The organism is Streptomyces collinus Tu 365 (assembly GCF_000444875.1).
Classification (GTDB): Bacteria; Actinomycetota; Actinomycetes; order Streptomycetales; family Streptomycetaceae; genus Streptomyces; species Streptomyces collinus_A.
Genome location: NC_021985.1, coordinates 4,228,426 through 4,243,519 on the forward strand (window position 1 = coordinate 4,228,426; position 15,094 = coordinate 4,243,519).

The window sequence follows — 15,094 nt, forward strand, 5'->3', positions numbered from 1 at the left end:
GAGGCCGGGAGGCCGGGAGGCCGGGAGACCCGGAGACCCGGAGACCCGGAGACCCGGAGACCCGGAGACCCGGAGACCCGGAGACCCGGAGACCCGGAGACCCGGAGGCCGGAAGCCGGGAGGCCGGGAGACCCGGAAGCCGGGAGGCCGGGAGACCCGGAAGCCGAAAGGCCGGGAGGCCGGGAGACCCGGAAGCCGGAAGGCCGGGAGACCCGGAAGCCGGAAGGCCGGGAGGCCCGGAGACCCGGAAGCCGGGAGGCCGGGAGACCCGGAAGCCGGGAGGCCCGGAGGCCGGGCCGGCCTTCAGCAGAGCGGTGCGCGGCGCCGAAGGCACGCGGAGCGCGACGACGGGTGCGACGGCTGGCGTCGGCGCGTCCCGCGCGCGGGCGGGGCCGGGCGGCTCCGGGAAGCGCGGGTGCACCGCGGCTGCGACCGGCTTCCGGTGGCCGGGGTCGCGGTCGCCGCCGTTCGGGCACCGGGCGGCCGGGCGGGCATGGTCCCGCCCGGTCTCCCGGAACGGGGAAGGCCCCGCCCGGAACACCGGGCGGGGCCTCGCCTCATGCTCCGGGCGGTTACGCCAGCAGCGCGGGGATGGTGGCCTCGTGGGCCTCGCGCAGCTCGGCGAGGGACAGCGAGAACTCGCCCTGCACCTCCACCGCGTCGCCGTCCACGACACCGATGCGGGTGACCGGGAGGCCCCGGGCACCGCACATGTCGTTGAAGCGGACCTCCTCCGAGCGGGGCACCGCGACGACCGCGCGGCCCGCCGACTCGGAGAGCAGGAAGGTGAAGGCGTCCAGGCCGTCGGGGACGACCAGCCGCGCGCCCTTGCCGCCGAGCAGCGCCGACTCCACGACCGCCTGGACCAGGCCGCCGTCGGAGAGGTCGTGCGCGGAGTCGATCATGCCGTCGCGGGAGGCGGAGATCAGGATCTCGGCCAGCAGCCGCTCACGCTCCAGGTCGACCTTCGGGGGCAGCCCGCCGAGGTGGTCGTGGACCACCTGGGACCAGGCCGAACCGCCGAACTCCGCACGGGTGTCGCCGAGGAGGTAGAGCAGCTGGCCCTCCTCCTGGAAGGCGACCGGCGTGCGGCGCGCGACGTCGTCGATGACGCCGAGCACGGCGACCACCGGGGTCGGGTGGATGGCCGCTTCGCCCGTCTGGTTGTAGAGCGAGACGTTGCCGCCGGTCACCGGGGTGCCGAGCTGCAGGCAGCCGTCCGCGAGACCGCGCACGGCCTCGGCGAACTGCCACATGACCGCCGGGTCCTCGGGGGAGCCGAAGTTCAGGCAGTCGGAGACCGCGAGCGGCTTGGCGCCGGTGGTGGCGACGTTGCGGTACGCCTCCGCCAGCGCGAGCTGCGCGCCGGTGTACGGGTCCAGCTTGGCGTAGCGGCCGTTGCCGTCCGTCGCGATCGCGACACCGAGCCCGGTCTCCTCGTCCACGCGGATCATGCCGGAGTCCTCCGGCTGGGCGAGGACGGTGTTGCCCTGCACGAAGTGGTCGTACTGCGAGGTGATCCACTTCTTGGACGCCTGGTTGGGCGAGGCGACCAGCTTGAGGACCTGGTCCTTCAGCTCCTCGCTCGAGGCCGGCCGCGGCAGCTTGTTCGCGTCGTCGGCCTGGAGGGCGTCCTGCCACTCGGGGCGGGCGTACGGGCGCTCGTAGACCGGGCCCTCGTGCGCCACCGTGCGCGGGTCGACGTCGACGATCTTGCCGCCGTGCCAGAAGATCTCCAGCCGGTCGCCGTCGGTCACCTCACCGATGACGGTGGCGATGACGTCCCACTTGGCGCAGATCTCCAGGAACCGGTCCACCTTCTCCGGCTCGACGACGGCGCACATGCGCTCCTGCGACTCGCTCATGAGGATCTCCTCGGGCGAGAGCGTGGAGTCGCGCAGCGGGACGTCGTCCAGGGTGACGCGCATGCCGCCGGAGCCGTTGGAGGCCAGCTCGGAGGTGGCGCAGGACAGGCCGGCCGCGCCGAGGTCCTGGATGCCGACGACCAGCTTCTCCTGGAAGGCCTCCAGGGTGCACTCGATGAGGAGCTTCTCCTGGAAGGGGTCGCCGACCTGGACCGCGGGCCGCTTCGAGGGCTTGGCGTCGTCGAAGGTCTCGGAGGCCAGGATCGAGGCGCCGCCGATGCCGTCGCCGCCCGTGCGGGCGCCGTACAGGACGACCTTGTTGCCGGCGCCGGACGCCTTGGCGAGGTGGATGTCCTCGTGCCGCATGACGCCGATGGCGCCGGCGTTGACCAGCGGGTTGCCCTGGTAGCAGGCGTCGAAGACGACCTCGCCGCCGATGTTGGGCAGGCCCAGGCAGTTGCCGTAGCCGCCGATGCCGGCGACGACGCCCGGCAGGACGCGCTTGGTGTCGGGGTGGTCGGCCGCGCCGAAGCGCAGCGGGTCGACGACCGCGACCGGGCGGGCGCCCATGGCGATGATGTCGCGGACGATGCCGCCGACGCCGGTGGCCGCGCCCTGGTAGGGCTCGACGTACGACGGGTGGTTGTGCGACTCGACCTTGAAGGTGACCGCGTAGCCCTGGCCGACGTCCACCACGCCCGCGTTCTCGCCGATGCCGACGAGCATGGCGTCCGACTGCGGCGCCTTCTCGCCGAACTGGCGCAGGTGGACCTTGGAGGACTTGTACGAGCAGTGCTCGGACCACATGACCGAGTACATGGCGAGTTCGGCGCCGGTCGGGCGGCGGCCGAGGATCTCCACCACCCGCTCGTACTCGTCCTTCTTCAGGCCGAGTTCGGCCCAGGGCAGCTCGACGTCGGGGGTCGCGGCCGCGTGCTCGACCGTGTCCAGAGGCGTCCGGCTCATGCGTTGACCAGCTTCTTGAGGATCGAGGTGAAGAAGGGGAGGCCGTCGGTGCGGCCGGTACCGATCAGCGGCTCGACGGCGTGCTCGGGGTGCGGCATGAGGCCGACGACGTTCCCGGCCTCGTTGGTGATGCCGGCGATGTCCCGCAGCGAGCCGTTGGGGTTGAAGTCCAGGTACCGGAAGACGACCCGGCCCTCCGCCTCCAGCTTGTCGAGCGTGTACTCGTCGGCGACGTACCGGCCGTCCATGTTCTTCAGCGGGATGTGGATCTCCTGGCCCTGGCGGTAGTCGCCGGTCCACGAGGTCTCCGCGTTCTCCACCCGCAGCTTCTGGTCGCGGCAGATGAAGTGGAGGTGGTCGTTGCCGAGCATGCCGCCGGGCAGCAGGTGGGCCTCGGTGAGGACCTGGAAGCCGTTGCAGATGCCGAGGACCGGAAGTCCGGCCTTCGCCTCCTCGATGACCGTCTCCATGACCGGCGAGAACCGGGAGATGGCCCCGGCCCGCAGATAGTCGCCGTAGGAGAAACCGCCGGGCAGCACCACGGCGTCGACCTGCTTGAGGTCCTTGTCCTTGTGCCAGAGGGCGACCGGTTCGGCGCCCGCGAGCCGGATCGCGCGCTGCGTGTCCCGGTCGTCGAGGCTTCCCGGGAAAGTGACGACGCCAATACGAGCGGTCACTTCGCGGCCTCCGCGACTTCCGCCGCCTCTTCCACCTTGACGGTGAAGTCCTCGATCACGGTGTTGGCGAGGAAGGATTCCGCAAGATCGTGGATGCGCGCGAGCGCGGCCTCGTCGACCGGCCCGTCAACTTCCAGTTCGAAACGCTTTCCCTGGCGGACGTCCGAGATCCCGTCGAAACCCAGGCGCGGCAGCGCACGCTGGACCGCCTGGCCCTGGGGGTCGAGGATCTCCGGCTTGAGCATGACGTCGACTACGACGCGTGCCACTGGCACTCCCGGTGTGTGGTGCTGAGCAGGTTCCTTCAGACTACCCGCACAAAATTTCTACGCGGGTAGAGTTGTAGGAAACTACGTGAGGCGCGTCACGATCGGGTGACGGGCGGGCGACTTCGCGAAAAGTTCTGGGAAAGTTCCAGCGGTCCGTCCGTGGCGGCTATTGCACGGGGACACGCGGGCGGATTTAGTCGGGCTTCACTTTGCAATGCCGGGCACTGTACAAATGAATTGGCAATAGCCGATACTCGGCACGTCATCGCCGATGAGCTGTATCGGCGTGCCGCACGAAGGGACCGATATTCGTGGCGCAAAAGGTCGTGGTCACTCTCTTTGACGACATCGACGGCTCGGAAGCGGCGGAAACGATCGCCTTCGGACTCGACGGCAGGTCGTACGAGATCGACTTGAACGAAACCAACGCCAGAAAACTGCGCAAGGCGCTCGCGCCCTACGTGGAGGCCGGCCGCAAGCGGTCCCGGTCGGGCAAGGCGTACAAGCAGACGGAGGTCGCTCCCGACCCCGCGGCCGTGCGCGCCTGGGCCCAGGCGAACAAGATGGACGTGCCGGCGCGCGGACGCATCCCCAAGAAGGTCTACGAGGCGTTCAGCGCCGCGCAGTGAGGGCCCGCGAAGGGGCGGCGCCCGGGGTCCCGTCAGCGGGCCCCGGGCGCCGTGCAGTTGGCCGCGCCGGGAACCGACTTGCGCTACCCCCCTGCTGATCAGCTAATGTCTGGGACACGCCGAGGGGCGAGGCCGAAAGGCCGGATCCCACGGACCGTGCGGGTGTAGTTCAGTAGTAGAACATCCCCCTTCCAGGGGGAAGGCGCAGTGTGCAATTCCTGTCACCCGCTCTGGCACCGGTCAGAACCACTCTTGTGGATCAGGTAGGCTGGTGCTCGCACCGATCGGTGGGAGCCGGTCGGGGGCAGTGCGGACGTAGCTCAGTTGGTAGAGCGCAACCTTGCCAAGGTTGAGGTCGCGAGTTCGAGCCTCGTCGTCCGCTCGGGATGAGACCCCGGTCCTCTGGACCGGGGTCTTCTTCGTGCGCGCGCTCGGTCGCGCATCTGACATTTGTCATGCCGGCCGATGACACCGCGCACTGCTGATCCGCCCCGTCCGGCGGGACGCTGAGGCCATGGACCACACAGACGAACACGAGCACGTGATCGAGGTCACCGACCTCCGGCGTGTCTACGGGGGCGGGTTCGAGGCCGTGCGCGGCATCGGTTTCTCCGTCGCGCGCGGGGAGGTCTTCGCGCTGCTGGGCACCAACGGCGCGGGCAAGACGTCCACCGTCGAACTGCTGGAGGGGCTCGCGCCGCCGTCCGGCGGCCGCGTCCGCGTCCTCGGCCACGACCCCTTCCTGGAGCGGTCCGCCGTGCGCCCGCGCACCGGGGTCATGCTCCAGGAGGGCGGCTTCCCCTCCGACCTCACCGTCACCGAGACCGTCCGGATGTGGGCGGCCTGCACGAGCGGGGCCCGGCCGGAGGGCGAGGTGCTGGAACGCGTCGGCCTCGGCGGCCGGGCCGGCGTCCGGGTGCGTCAGCTCTCCGGCGGCGAACGGCGGCGCCTGGACCTGGCGCTCGCCCTGCTCGGCGCCCCCGAGGTGCTGTTCCTGGACGAACCGACCACCGGGCTCGACGCCGAAGGCCGCCGCGACACCTGGGCGTTGGTGCGCGCGCTGCGCGACGCCGGCACCACCGTGCTGCTCACCACGCACCACCTGGAGGAGGCGGAAGGGCTCGCCGACCGGCTCGCCATCCTGCACCGCGGCCGGGTCGCCGCCTCGGGCACCCCCGCCGAGGTCACCGCGGGCCGACCCGCCCGGATGTCCTTCGAACTGCCCGACGGCTACTTCCTCGGCGACCTGCCGCCCCTCGCGGGGCTCGGCGTCTGCGGACACGAACTCGACGGCAGGACCGTGCGGCTGCGCACCCAGGACCTCCAGCGCACCGCCACCGCGGTGCTCGCCTGGGCCGGGCGGGCCGGGGTCGAACTGCGCGGCCTCGACGCGCGCTCGGCCTCCCTGGAGGAGGCGTTCCTCGGGATCGCGCGCGACAGGGCGGTCGCGGCATGAGCGGCCTCACGGCGGCACCGGCGGGCCGCAGGCTGCGGGCGCTCGCCCGCGCCGAACTCGCCCTCCTCGGCCGCAACCGCGGTGTCGTCCTCACCGCGCTCCTCGCGCCGCTCGCGCTGCCCTTCAGCCTGCGCCCGGCCCTGGACCAGATGGACCTGGGCCGGCAGGGGCTGACGCCCGGAGCGGTCCTGATGACGGCCGCGGTCGGCTTCTCCTTCCTCTTCGCCGTCTACTGCACCCTGGTCAACGCCTACGTCGCCCGCCGCGAGGAACTCGTCCTCAAACGGCTGCGCACCGGCGAACTCACCGACGCCGAGATCCTCACCGGCACCGCCCTGCCCGCCGTGGGCGTCGGCCTCGCCCAGGCGCTGCTGCTGTCCGCCGGGTGCGCGGTGCTGCTGCACAGCGGGGCGCCCAGGGCGCCGTACCTGACCCTGCTGGGACTGGTCGCGGGGCTCGTGCTCAGCGCAGCGCTGGCCGCCCTCACCGCGTCCTTCACCCGGAGCGTGGAGAGCGCGCAGATCACCGCCCTCCCGCTGGTGCTCGTCACCATGGTGGGCTCCGGGATCGCGGTGCCCACCGAGGTCCTGCCCCACCGGCTCGCCTCCGTCTGCGCGTTCCTCCCGCTGTCCCCGGCGGTCCGGCTGGTCCGGGCGGGCTGGACCGGCCGGCTCGACGCGCCGGAGGTGCTGGTGACGGTGGCGGCGGCGCTGGCATGGACCGTCGTGGCGGTGTTTGCTGTACGGCGGTGGTTCCGCTGGGAACCGCGGCGGTGAGCGGGCGGTCAGGGGGGCACATGCTCGGGCGGGTTCGAGGGTGGCACCGACGGCACTGGCGGGACCGGAGCAAGGCCGAGCGGGTCGAACTGCAGAGCCTGGTCACCTGGCACGGCAGCATCTGGGTGGTCCCGCTCGGCTGGCTGCTGCTGCCGATGGTCGGCGGACTCGCCCACCGGCCCGTGGCCGTGGCCCTCGGCATGCTGCTGGTCGCCGTGGTCGTCCTGCAGTGCGCGGCCGCGAGCCGGGTGCTGCGCCCGGCGCTCGACCACTACCTCGGACGCGCCGCGCTGCCCCCGGGCACCCTGCGCGGTCCCACCCTCCTGCTCGGCCTGGCGCTCGCGGCGATCGTGGCACTCGCCTCGGTCCACGGCTTCGACCCGTTCGCCACCCGGCTGGCGGTCGGGGCCGCGCTCATGTCCTTCGGGCTGCCGTACGCGCTCACCGTGTCCGTGCGGGAGTTCCTGCGACGGGCCGCGGTCCTCGCGGCGCTGATCCTGGCGGTCTTCACGGTCGTGCGCCCGAGCGCCCCCGGCCTCGTCGCCACAGCGGTGGTGACCGCCTTCGGCGCCGTCGTCTCGCTGACCGCCGCACGCTGCGGCGCCTGGACCCTGTCGGTGCTGTGGGAGGCGGAGCGCGCCCGGGAGATCGAGGCCCGGCTCGCCGTCGCCGAGGAACGGCTGCGCTTCGGGCGCGACCTCCACGACGTGCTGGGGCGGAACCTGTCCGTGATCTCCCTCAAGAGCGAGCTGGCCGTCCAACTGGCCCGGCGCGGAAGGCCGGAGGCCGTGGAGCAGATGATCGAGGTGCAGCGCATCGCGCAGCAGTCCCAGCGGGAGGTGCGGGACGTCGTGCGCGGCTACCGCGAGGCCGACCTCGGCGTGGAACTCGCGGGCGCCCAGGGCGTGCTGAGTGCCGCCGGGATCGCCTGCGAGGTGCGCGCCGACACCGCGGGGCTGCCCGCCCGGGTGCAGTCGGCGCTGGGCTGGGTGGTGCGCGAGGCGGCCACCAACGTGCTGCGGCACGGCGACGCGGGACGGTGCTCGGTGGAACTGGCGGTGCGCGAGGGACGCGTGGTGCTGGCGGTGGAGAACGACGGGGCGGCGGAGCCGGCCACGGGCGGCGGCTCGGCCACGGGCGGCGGCTCGGGCCTCGCCGGGCTGCGGGAACGCCTGACCGCCGTGGCCGGGACCCTGGAGGCGGGACCGGTCGGCGGGGACCGGTTCCGGCTGGTGGCCGAGGTGCCCTTGGGGCGGCAAGCCGGTGAGGTTGAGGTCCGCTCATGACCGGTCCGGTACGGCTGCTGCTGGCCGACGACGAACACCTGATCCGGGGCGCGCTGACCGCCCTGCTCTCCCTGGAGGACGACCTGCTGGTGGTCGCGGAGGCGGCGAGCGGCCCGGAGGCCCTGGCGATGGCCCGGGCGCACACCCCCGACGTGGCCGTGCTCGACCTCCAGATGCCCGGCGCCGACGGTGTGAAGGTCGCCACATCCCTGCGCGCCGAACTGCCCACGTGCCAGGTGCTGATCGTCACCGGGCACGGCCGGCCCGGACACCTGAAGCGGGCACTCGCGGCCGGTGTGCGGGGATTCGTCCCGAAGACGGTCAGTGCCCAGCGGCTCGCCGAGATCATCCGGACGGTGCACGCGGGAAACCGTTACGTCGACCCGGAGTTGGCCGCCGACGCGATCTCCGCCGGGGACTCCCCGCTGACCGCGCGGGAGGCCGAGGTGCTGGAGCTGGCCGCCGACGGGGCGCCGGTCGCGGAGATCGCCGAGCGGGCCGCGCTGTCGCCCGGGACCGTGCGGAACTACCTCTCCTCGGCCGTCACGAAACTCGGTGCGGGAAACCGTCATGCGGCAGTGCGTCTCGCACGCGAGCGAGGTTGGGTATAGTTGCTCTCGCGCCACGGCGCAGTGCGGACGTAGCTCAGTTGGTAGAGCGCAACCTTGCCAAGGTTGAGGTCGCGAGTTCGAGCCTCGTCGTCCGCTCCACATCGAAAGGCCCCCGGTTCCCACCGGGGGCCTTTCGCACTCCTACGACCAGCGCACACCCGTCAGCCGCTCGTACGCCTCCACGTACTTCGCGCGGGTCGCCTCGACGACCTCGCCGGGCAGCGGCGGCGGGGGCTGCTCGCTCCTGCGGTCCCAGCCGGACGCTGCGGAGGTCAGCCAGTCCCGGACGAACTGCTTGTCGTAGGAGGGCTGCGCGCGGCCCGGCTCCCACCGGTCGGCCGGCCAGAAGCGGGACGAGTCCGGGGTGAGCACCTCGTCGGCGAGGACGAGCGAGTCGCCGTCGAAGCCGAACTCGAACTTGGTGTCGGCCAGGATGATCCCTCGGTCCCGGGCGATGTCCCGGGCCCGCGCGTACACCGCGAGGGTGGCCTGGCGCAGTTCGGCGGCGGTCTCCGCGCCGACCTGGCGGGCGACCTCCTCGTAGGAGACGTTCTCGTCGTGCTCGCCGACCTCGGCCTTGGTCGCCGGGGTGAAGATCGGGGCGGGCAGCTCCGAGCCGTCGACCAGGCCCTCGGGCAGGGCGAGGCCGCAGACGGTACGGGACTCCTGGTACTCCGCCAGGCCGGAGCCGGTGAGGTAACCGCGGGCCACGCACTCCACGGGAACCATCCGCAGCGACTTGCAGACGAGGGTGCGGCCCGCCCAGTCGGCGGGGGCGCCCTCGGGCAGCGCGGTGCTCAGGACGTGGTTCGGGGCCAGGTCACGGAGCTGGTCGAACCACCACAGGGAGAGCTGGGTGAGGACACGCCCCTTGTCGGGGATCTCCGTGGGCAGCACCCAGTCGTAGGCGGAGATGCGGTCGCTGGCGACCATCACGAGGTCGCCCGCCTCGTTGCGGTACAGCTCGCGCACCTTTCCGGTGTGGAGGTGCACCAGGCCCGGAACCTGGATCGGCTCGGGCTTTTCTACGAATCCGGACACGGTTCCTCCCCGTGGTTCTGTCCAATGCCTCGATTCTCCCGTATGCCGGTGACCGGGGTGCGGCCAGGGGTCAGTCCCGTTTGCAGATGCGGTCCAGGAGGTTCGCCGTGGCCCGCTGGACGCGGGCGTCCACGTGGCCGGGGCGGTCCAGGGCCGGTGACCAGGCGAAGGTGCCCGAGGCGAACACCCAGGCGCCGGAGGGCGCGCGGTACAGGGAGGTCTCCTGGTGCCGCCGGGCGCCGTCGTTGTCCGTGTAGGGGGAGTGGGCGAGCAGCACGCGCTCCTCGTGCTCGGGCAGCGGGGTGCGCGGGAAGTAGCGGTCCGCCTCCCCTGCGACCAGCCCGTCGATCGGTTCGCCCTCGTGCGCGCCGGCCGCGTCCCACAGCCAGTGGCCGGCGTTGCGCACGATCAGCGGATGCGGTTCGGGGACCCGGCCCGCGTACTGGATGCCGACCACCTGCTGCTCGGGCCGGTCGACCTCGCGCCACAGCACCGGCCGGCCGGGGCCCCGGCGCTTGCGGCAGGTCAGCAGCCGGTCGGGCACGCCGGACGGGGAGGGGCCCAGCTCCACCTGCCAGTACATGGTGTTCGCGGACAGGAAGACCAGCGAGGTGCCGCGGTCCCGGGCGTCCTCGACGGCGCGCCGCATCGGCGCCGACCAGTACTCGTCGTGGCCGGGGAAGACCAGGCCGCGGTAGCGGGTGGGGTCGACACGGCCCGCGTGCAGGTCGCGGGCGTCGGCGTAGGCGAGGTCGTAGCCGTAGCGCTCGGCCCAGCGGATGAAGTCGTAGGCGTGGCCCACGTGCAGGGGCAGGCCCGCGCCCGCGTACGGGCGGTCGAAGGAGACCGTGGTGGCGGCGTCCGCCTCGCCCAGCAGGCAGCCCTTCTCGTCCCAGGCGTGGTACAGGCTGGCGCCGGTCCGGCCGTCCTCCGGGTAGAGGTTGTACGCCTGCCAGGTGATGTCGGGCAGCAGCAGGAGCAGGTCGGCCGGGTGGTCGTCGCGGACCGTGAAGGGCACGTGGGAGCGGTAGCCGTCGGCGGTGGTCAGGACGGCCACGTAGGCGCCCACGCTCCAGTAGGAGGGCACCTGGAGCCGCCAGGACAGCCACCAGTGGTGGCAGGAGACCGTGCGGTCGGCGGCCAGCGGCTGGGGCTGGACGATGCCGGACAGCCGCGGGCTGGTGGTGATCTTCGCGGCGCCGTCGCCGCCGTAGTGGCCGATCCGGTAGATGTCCACGCCGAACTGCTGGGGCGGGTCGACCGTGATGTGGAAGTCGATCGCCTCGCCGGGCGAGACCGCTCCGGTGGAGGTGAAGCCCTTGATCTGGCGGCGCACGTCGTCGGCCGAGCGCGGTCCCGAGCCGGACGAGCGCGGCGCGGGCACCCGCGGCCGCTCCCCGGTGGGCTGCTGCGGGGTCGGGTCGACGTACCAGGGCACGACGTGGCCCGTGTCGTCGAAGTACGTCTCACTGCCGCGCAGCCAGGGGACGGGGCCCTGGCCGAAGGGGTCCGTGACGGCGTGCGCGAGTGCTCCGGACTCCCAGCGGCGGATGTGGTCCGAGGCCATGGTCGCTCCCCTCCCTCATGTCCCCCGTGTCCCTGGACGATGGTGCTCGGTGCTGCTCGGCGGTGCTCGGCAGGCGCTCGGTCGCGCTGTCGTATGTCGCATGCCTTTGCCATGTGCGCGGTCGGTCCCAGCACATCACATAACGCACGGGGGCGGTCACTATTCGTTGCGAATTGACCTGAAGTGGAAGAAGGTTTTCCGGTAGTCGCGTCGGGGTCCGGCCCGGTCCCGCCACGGCTCCCGCCACGCCTCCCGGCCGGGACGGCGTCCGGCGGCGGCGGGCGTCAGACGAGGCGGACCGGCTTCTCGGGCCGTATCCCCGACGCGGCCAGCCAGTCGCGCAGCGGGCGCGGGTCCCCTTCCTCGATCAGGCTGAGCACCTTGGGCGCGAGGTCGGCGGCCCGTTCGCCGCCCAGCACCAGGGAGGGGCCGTCGAGCCAGTCGAGGCCGGGAGCGGCACCGGCCGTGTCGACGGCGGCGCAGCAGACCATCGCCGTCACGTGGTCGGCGAGGAGTTCGCGGGCGCCGCGCGGGGGTTGGAGCGGGAACAACGGGAGGGAACCGTCGTCCCACAGCGCACTGTCCGGAATCAGCCCACTGGCCGTGGCACCCCGCGGGGCGGCGATCTCCTCCCGCGCCAGCTCCGCGCTGAGCCCGGCGGCCAGAGCGGCACTGCGCTCGGTACTCGGATCGGCGTACTCGTCGTCCGCGTCCGGGTGCGGCGCGTCGTCGGCGGCGGCATCAGGATGCGGGGCCTCGGCGGCCGCGTCGGCCGGCGAGGCCTCGGCGGCGGTATCGGGGTGCGGGGCCTCGGCGGCCGCGTCCGGGAGCGGGGCGTCGGTTCTTCCCGGGGCGGCGGGCCCGGCCTGGTCAGCGGGGGCTTCCGCATGGGGCGCGGTGGCCTCCGGACGGGTCTGGGCGGCCGGTTCCCGGGGGCTCGCGCTGACCGGTTCCCGGGGGCTGTCGGCGACCGCTTCCCGGGGGCTCCCCTCGGCCGCTTCGCGGGGGGTCGCGTCGGCCGGTTCCTCGGGGGTCAGGCCGTCCGGGTGCGGGCGAACCTCGTCCTCCGGCCGGGGGAGGACTCCCTGGGCCACCGCCGGAACGGGCTGGTCACCCTGCTCCCAGTGGCCGGGTTCCGTGAGGTGGTCAAGGACGCGGGCCAGGGTCGGGCCGTCGGAACCGGGGGCGGGGGCGCCGGGGGCCGGGCGGACACCCAGGGAGTCCAGGACCCGGTGCAGCCGGGCCGCGTCCGCGCGCCAGGTGCGGTCGACGACCTCCTCCGGGTACGCCTGCCAGTCCACCGGGGCCCAGTCGGGACCGCACTCGGCCGGGCCGCCGTGGAAGAGGCGGGCGGCGAGCAGGGAGGTGGCCTCGTCGATCGCGCCCGGCTCCTCCAGCAGGTCGCAGGCGGGGCGCTCGCCGAGGCGGGAGGCGAAGCCCTCGGCCAGCCGGTCCCGGCGGGACAGCTCGGTGAGCGCGGCGACCACACCGGCGTCCAGCCGGGAGGGCCAGCGGCCCATCCGCCAAGCGGGCAGCGCCACCCGGGTCAGCAGCCGGTCCCAGCCCGCGTAGGCGAGCCCGACCTGCTCCTGGGCGACGATCCGCAGGCCGTAGTCCACGGCCTGCGCCCGCTCGGCCGCCGCCGCCGCGACCCCGCGCTCCATCAGCACCGCGTGCTCGCGGCAGCCCCGCAGCAGCAGCCGCGCGACCCAGCCGAGGACCGCGCACACGCCCCGGGTCAGCACGCACCGGCCGGGCGTCGAGGCCACGGCCACCGTCGCGTCCAGACCGCGCACGAAGCGGCGGGCGGCGGCTATGTCGGGGTGCGCGGAGGGTCCCGTACCGGCGACGACCGGGGCGAGGACGGCGCGCAGCTCGCCCACGCGCATCCACCACAGGAACGGGGAGCCGATGACGAGGACCGGGGCGGGGGCGGGGCGACGGTGGGCGCCGGGGCCGGTTGCGGGACCGGGTTCCGCAGGCTCGTCGGGCGCCGGCCGGGCGGGCGGACCGTGCGCCGGGTGGGTGCGGTCCTCCAGCCAGCTGTCGCAGTCGGGAGTGAGCGCTATCGCCGAGGGCGCGGGGACGTCGAGCCGGTCGGCGAGGTCACGCACGAGCCGGTACAGGTCGGGAGCCGACTCCTCGGAGACCGGGACCGTGGGGGTCATGGCGGGGCGGGCGCGGGCCACGACCAGGGCGATGCCGGCGGCGGCCAGCAGCACGACCACGGCGACCACGCCCACCACCCAGCGGGCGGTGTCCCAGCCCGGGCCGACGAGATGGCCGGTGGAACCACCGGTCAGCAGGATCACCTCGGCGGCAGCCGGCAGCAGGGCCACGGCCAGCGCCCGGCCCCGGACGCGCAGGACGGCCAGCGCCCGCGAGCGCGCCGCCTGCGCGCCCAGTTCCCCACCGATTCCGGTCATGAGCGGCTTCCACCCCCTCCCTGCCGATCCCGTGCTGTCCTGGCGTTGCTCACTCCCCCACTGTGGCACCCGCCACCGACATCGCAATGCCGGTGGGCCAAGTGCCGGAACGCTTGCGCCGCACCCTAGTTGGGGCCCCGGGCCTCGTCAGCCGTATGGAGGATTGGTCACCCGATGGAATGGCCTTGGTCAGAGGTGGGTGACAGGCAGCAAAGATCAGGCCCCGGATTTTCGTCCGGGGCCTGGAGGACTCAGGGGCAGGTCAGGCACCTGCCGCCCGGGCCGCGATGTCCGTGCGGTGCTGGGAGCCGTCGAGGCCGATGCGGGCCACCGCCCGGTACGCCCGCTCGCGGGCCGCGGTCAGGTCCGCGCCGGTCGCGGTGACGGACAGCACCCGCCCGCCCGCGCTGACGACCGCGTCGCCCTCCCGCCTCGTCCCGGCGTGCAGGACGTAGGCGTGCGGGGCGTGCTCGGCGGCCACCTCGTCCAGACCGGTGATCGGGTCGCCGGTGCGCGGGGTGCCGGGGTAGTTGTGCGAGGCGACGACCACGGTGACCGCCGCGTCCTCGCTCCAGCGCAGGGGCGCGAGGTCGCCGAGGGTGCCGTTCGCGGCGGCGAGCAGGACGCCGGCCAGCGGGGTCTTCAGGCGGGCCAGCACGACCTGGGTCTCGGGGTCGCCGAAGCGGGCGTTGAACTCGATGACCCGGACACCGCGCGAGGTGATCGCGAGGCCGGCGTAGAGCAGACCGGAGAACGGCGTGCCGCGGCGGCGCATCTCGTCCACCGTCGGCCGCAGTACCGTCTCCAGCACCTCCTCGACCAGCTTCGGGTCGGCCCAGGGCAGCGGCGAGTACGCGCCCATGCCACCCGTGTTGGGGCCCTCGTCGCCGTCCAGGGCGCGCTTGAAGTCCTGGGCGGGCTGCAGCGGGACGACCGCGACGCCGTCGGTGACGGCGAACAGGGAGACCTCGGGCCCGTCGAGGAACTCCTCGATCACCACCCGCTCGCAGCCGGCCGCGTGGGCCTTGGCGGCCTCGATGTCGTGCGTGACGACGACGCCCTTGCCGGCGGCCAGGCCGTCGTCCTTGACGACGTAGGGGGCGCCGAACGCGTCGAGGGCCTCGGCGACCTCCGCCTCCGTGCTGCACACGTACGAGCGCGCCGTCGGCACGCCGGCCGTCGCCATCACGTCCTTGGCGAAGGCCTTGGAGCCCTCCAGCTGCGCGGCCTCACCGGAGGGGCCGAACACGGGGATGCCCGCCTCGCGCACCGCGTCGGCGACGCCGGCGACCAGCGGGGCCTCCGGGCCGACGACGACGAGGTCGGCGGCGAGGTCGCCGGCCAGCGCGGCCACGGCCTTGCCGTCGAGCGCGTCGACCTGGTGCAGCTCGGCCACCTCGGCGATGCCGGCGTTGCCGGGGGCGCAGTACAGCGCGGTGACGTCGGGATCGAGGGACAGGGAGCGGCACAGGGCGTGTTCGCGGGCGCCGCTGCCGATGACGAGGACCTTCACGGGGTCAGCCTA

12 protein-coding genes and 3 tRNA genes are annotated in these 15,094 nt (G+C 73.4%); 8 read left to right on the plus strand and 7 right to left on the minus strand.

From position 1 onward, the window contains the following. Positions 1 to 572: 572 nt before the first annotated feature. The 3 genes from purL to purS are packed head-to-tail and all read right to left on the minus strand — an operon-like array spanning position 573 to position 3,777. Positions 573 to 2,831: a phosphoribosylformylglycinamidine synthase subunit PurL gene (gene purL / locus B446_RS18405; RefSeq protein ID WP_020940953.1), complete on the minus strand. Its 2,259-nt coding sequence runs from the start codon at positions 2,829 to 2,831 to the stop codon at positions 573 to 575. After that, positions 2,828 to 3,508, minus strand: coding sequence for a phosphoribosylformylglycinamidine synthase subunit PurQ (purQ, locus tag B446_RS18410; protein ID WP_020940954.1), 681 nt, complete (start codon positions 3,506 to 3,508; stop codon positions 2,828 to 2,830). The genes purL and purQ overlap by 4 nt, the downstream gene beginning before the upstream one ends. Continuing rightward, positions 3,505 to 3,777, minus strand: coding sequence for a phosphoribosylformylglycinamidine synthase subunit PurS (purS, locus tag B446_RS18415; protein WP_020940955.1), 273 nt, complete (start codon positions 3,775 to 3,777; stop codon positions 3,505 to 3,507). Before purS ends, purQ begins: the two co-directional genes overlap by 4 nt. 311 nt (positions 3,778 to 4,088) lie before the next feature. Here purS and B446_RS18420 point away from each other — a divergent pair, with 311 nt between their 5' ends. The 8 genes from B446_RS18420 (at position 4,089) to B446_RS18455 (ending at position 8,634) form a co-directional block, all read left to right on the plus strand. Then, positions 4,089 to 4,406, plus strand: coding sequence for a histone-like nucleoid-structuring protein Lsr2 (locus tag B446_RS18420; protein ID WP_020940956.1), 318 nt, complete (start codon positions 4,089 to 4,091; stop codon positions 4,404 to 4,406). A gap of 158 nt (positions 4,407 to 4,564) precedes the next feature. Then, positions 4,565 to 4,636, plus strand: a tRNA-Gly gene (locus B446_RS18425). A 79-nt stretch (positions 4,637 to 4,715) separates the two neighbouring features. Beyond that, positions 4,716 to 4,788, plus strand: a tRNA-Gly gene (locus B446_RS18430). 132 nt (positions 4,789 to 4,920) lie between these two features. Further along, the gene (locus B446_RS18435) at positions 4,921 to 5,862 is read left to right on the plus strand and encodes an ABC transporter ATP-binding protein (protein WP_020940957.1); all 942 of its coding nucleotides are present in this window, start codon (positions 4,921 to 4,923) and stop codon (positions 5,860 to 5,862) included. Beyond that, entirely contained in the window at positions 5,859 to 6,638 is a 780-nt protein-coding gene (locus B446_RS18440) for an ABC transporter permease (protein ID WP_020940958.1), read from the plus strand. The genes B446_RS18435 and B446_RS18440 overlap by 4 nt, the downstream gene beginning before the upstream one ends. A 20-nt stretch (positions 6,639 to 6,658) precedes the next feature. Then, on the plus strand, positions 6,659 to 7,924 hold the full coding sequence (locus B446_RS18445) for a sensor histidine kinase (RefSeq protein ID WP_020940959.1): 1,266 nt from the start codon (positions 6,659 to 6,661) through the stop codon (positions 7,922 to 7,924). Then, positions 7,921 to 8,535 carry a response regulator transcription factor gene (locus B446_RS18450; RefSeq protein WP_020940960.1) on the plus strand — a complete coding sequence of 205 codons (615 nt, stop codon included), beginning with the start codon at positions 7,921 to 7,923 and terminating at the stop codon, positions 8,533 to 8,535. Before B446_RS18445 ends, B446_RS18450 begins: the two co-directional genes overlap by 4 nt. Positions 8,536 to 8,558: 23 nt before the next feature. Then, positions 8,559 to 8,634 (plus strand) — tRNA-Gly (locus B446_RS18455). Positions 8,635 to 8,676: 42 nt separating this feature from the next. Here B446_RS18455 and B446_RS18460 read toward each other — a convergent pair. The 4 genes from B446_RS18460 to purD all read right to left on the minus strand — a co-directional run bounded on the left by B446_RS18460 (position 8,677) and on the right by purD (position 15,082). Further along, complete coding sequence (locus B446_RS18460) at positions 8,677 to 9,576, minus strand: phosphoribosylaminoimidazolesuccinocarboxamide synthase (protein ID WP_020940961.1); 900 nt, start codon at positions 9,574 to 9,576, stop codon at positions 8,677 to 8,679. A gap of 70 nt (positions 9,577 to 9,646) precedes the next feature. Further along, positions 9,647 to 11,143 carry a N,N-dimethylformamidase beta subunit family domain-containing protein gene (locus B446_RS18465; RefSeq protein ID WP_020940962.1) on the minus strand — a complete coding sequence of 499 codons (1,497 nt, stop codon included), beginning with the start codon at positions 11,141 to 11,143 and terminating at the stop codon, positions 9,647 to 9,649. 284 nt (positions 11,144 to 11,427) lie between these two features. After that, complete coding sequence (locus B446_RS18470; RefSeq protein WP_020940963.1) at positions 11,428 to 13,569, minus strand: hypothetical protein; 2,142 nt, start codon at positions 13,567 to 13,569, stop codon at positions 11,428 to 11,430. Between the two features lie 262 nt (positions 13,570 to 13,831). Then, the gene (gene purD / locus B446_RS18475; protein WP_020940964.1) at positions 13,832 to 15,082 is read right to left on the minus strand and encodes a phosphoribosylamine--glycine ligase; all 1,251 of its coding nucleotides are present in this window, start codon (positions 15,080 to 15,082) and stop codon (positions 13,832 to 13,834) included. Positions 15,083 to 15,094: the final 12 nt, after the last annotated feature.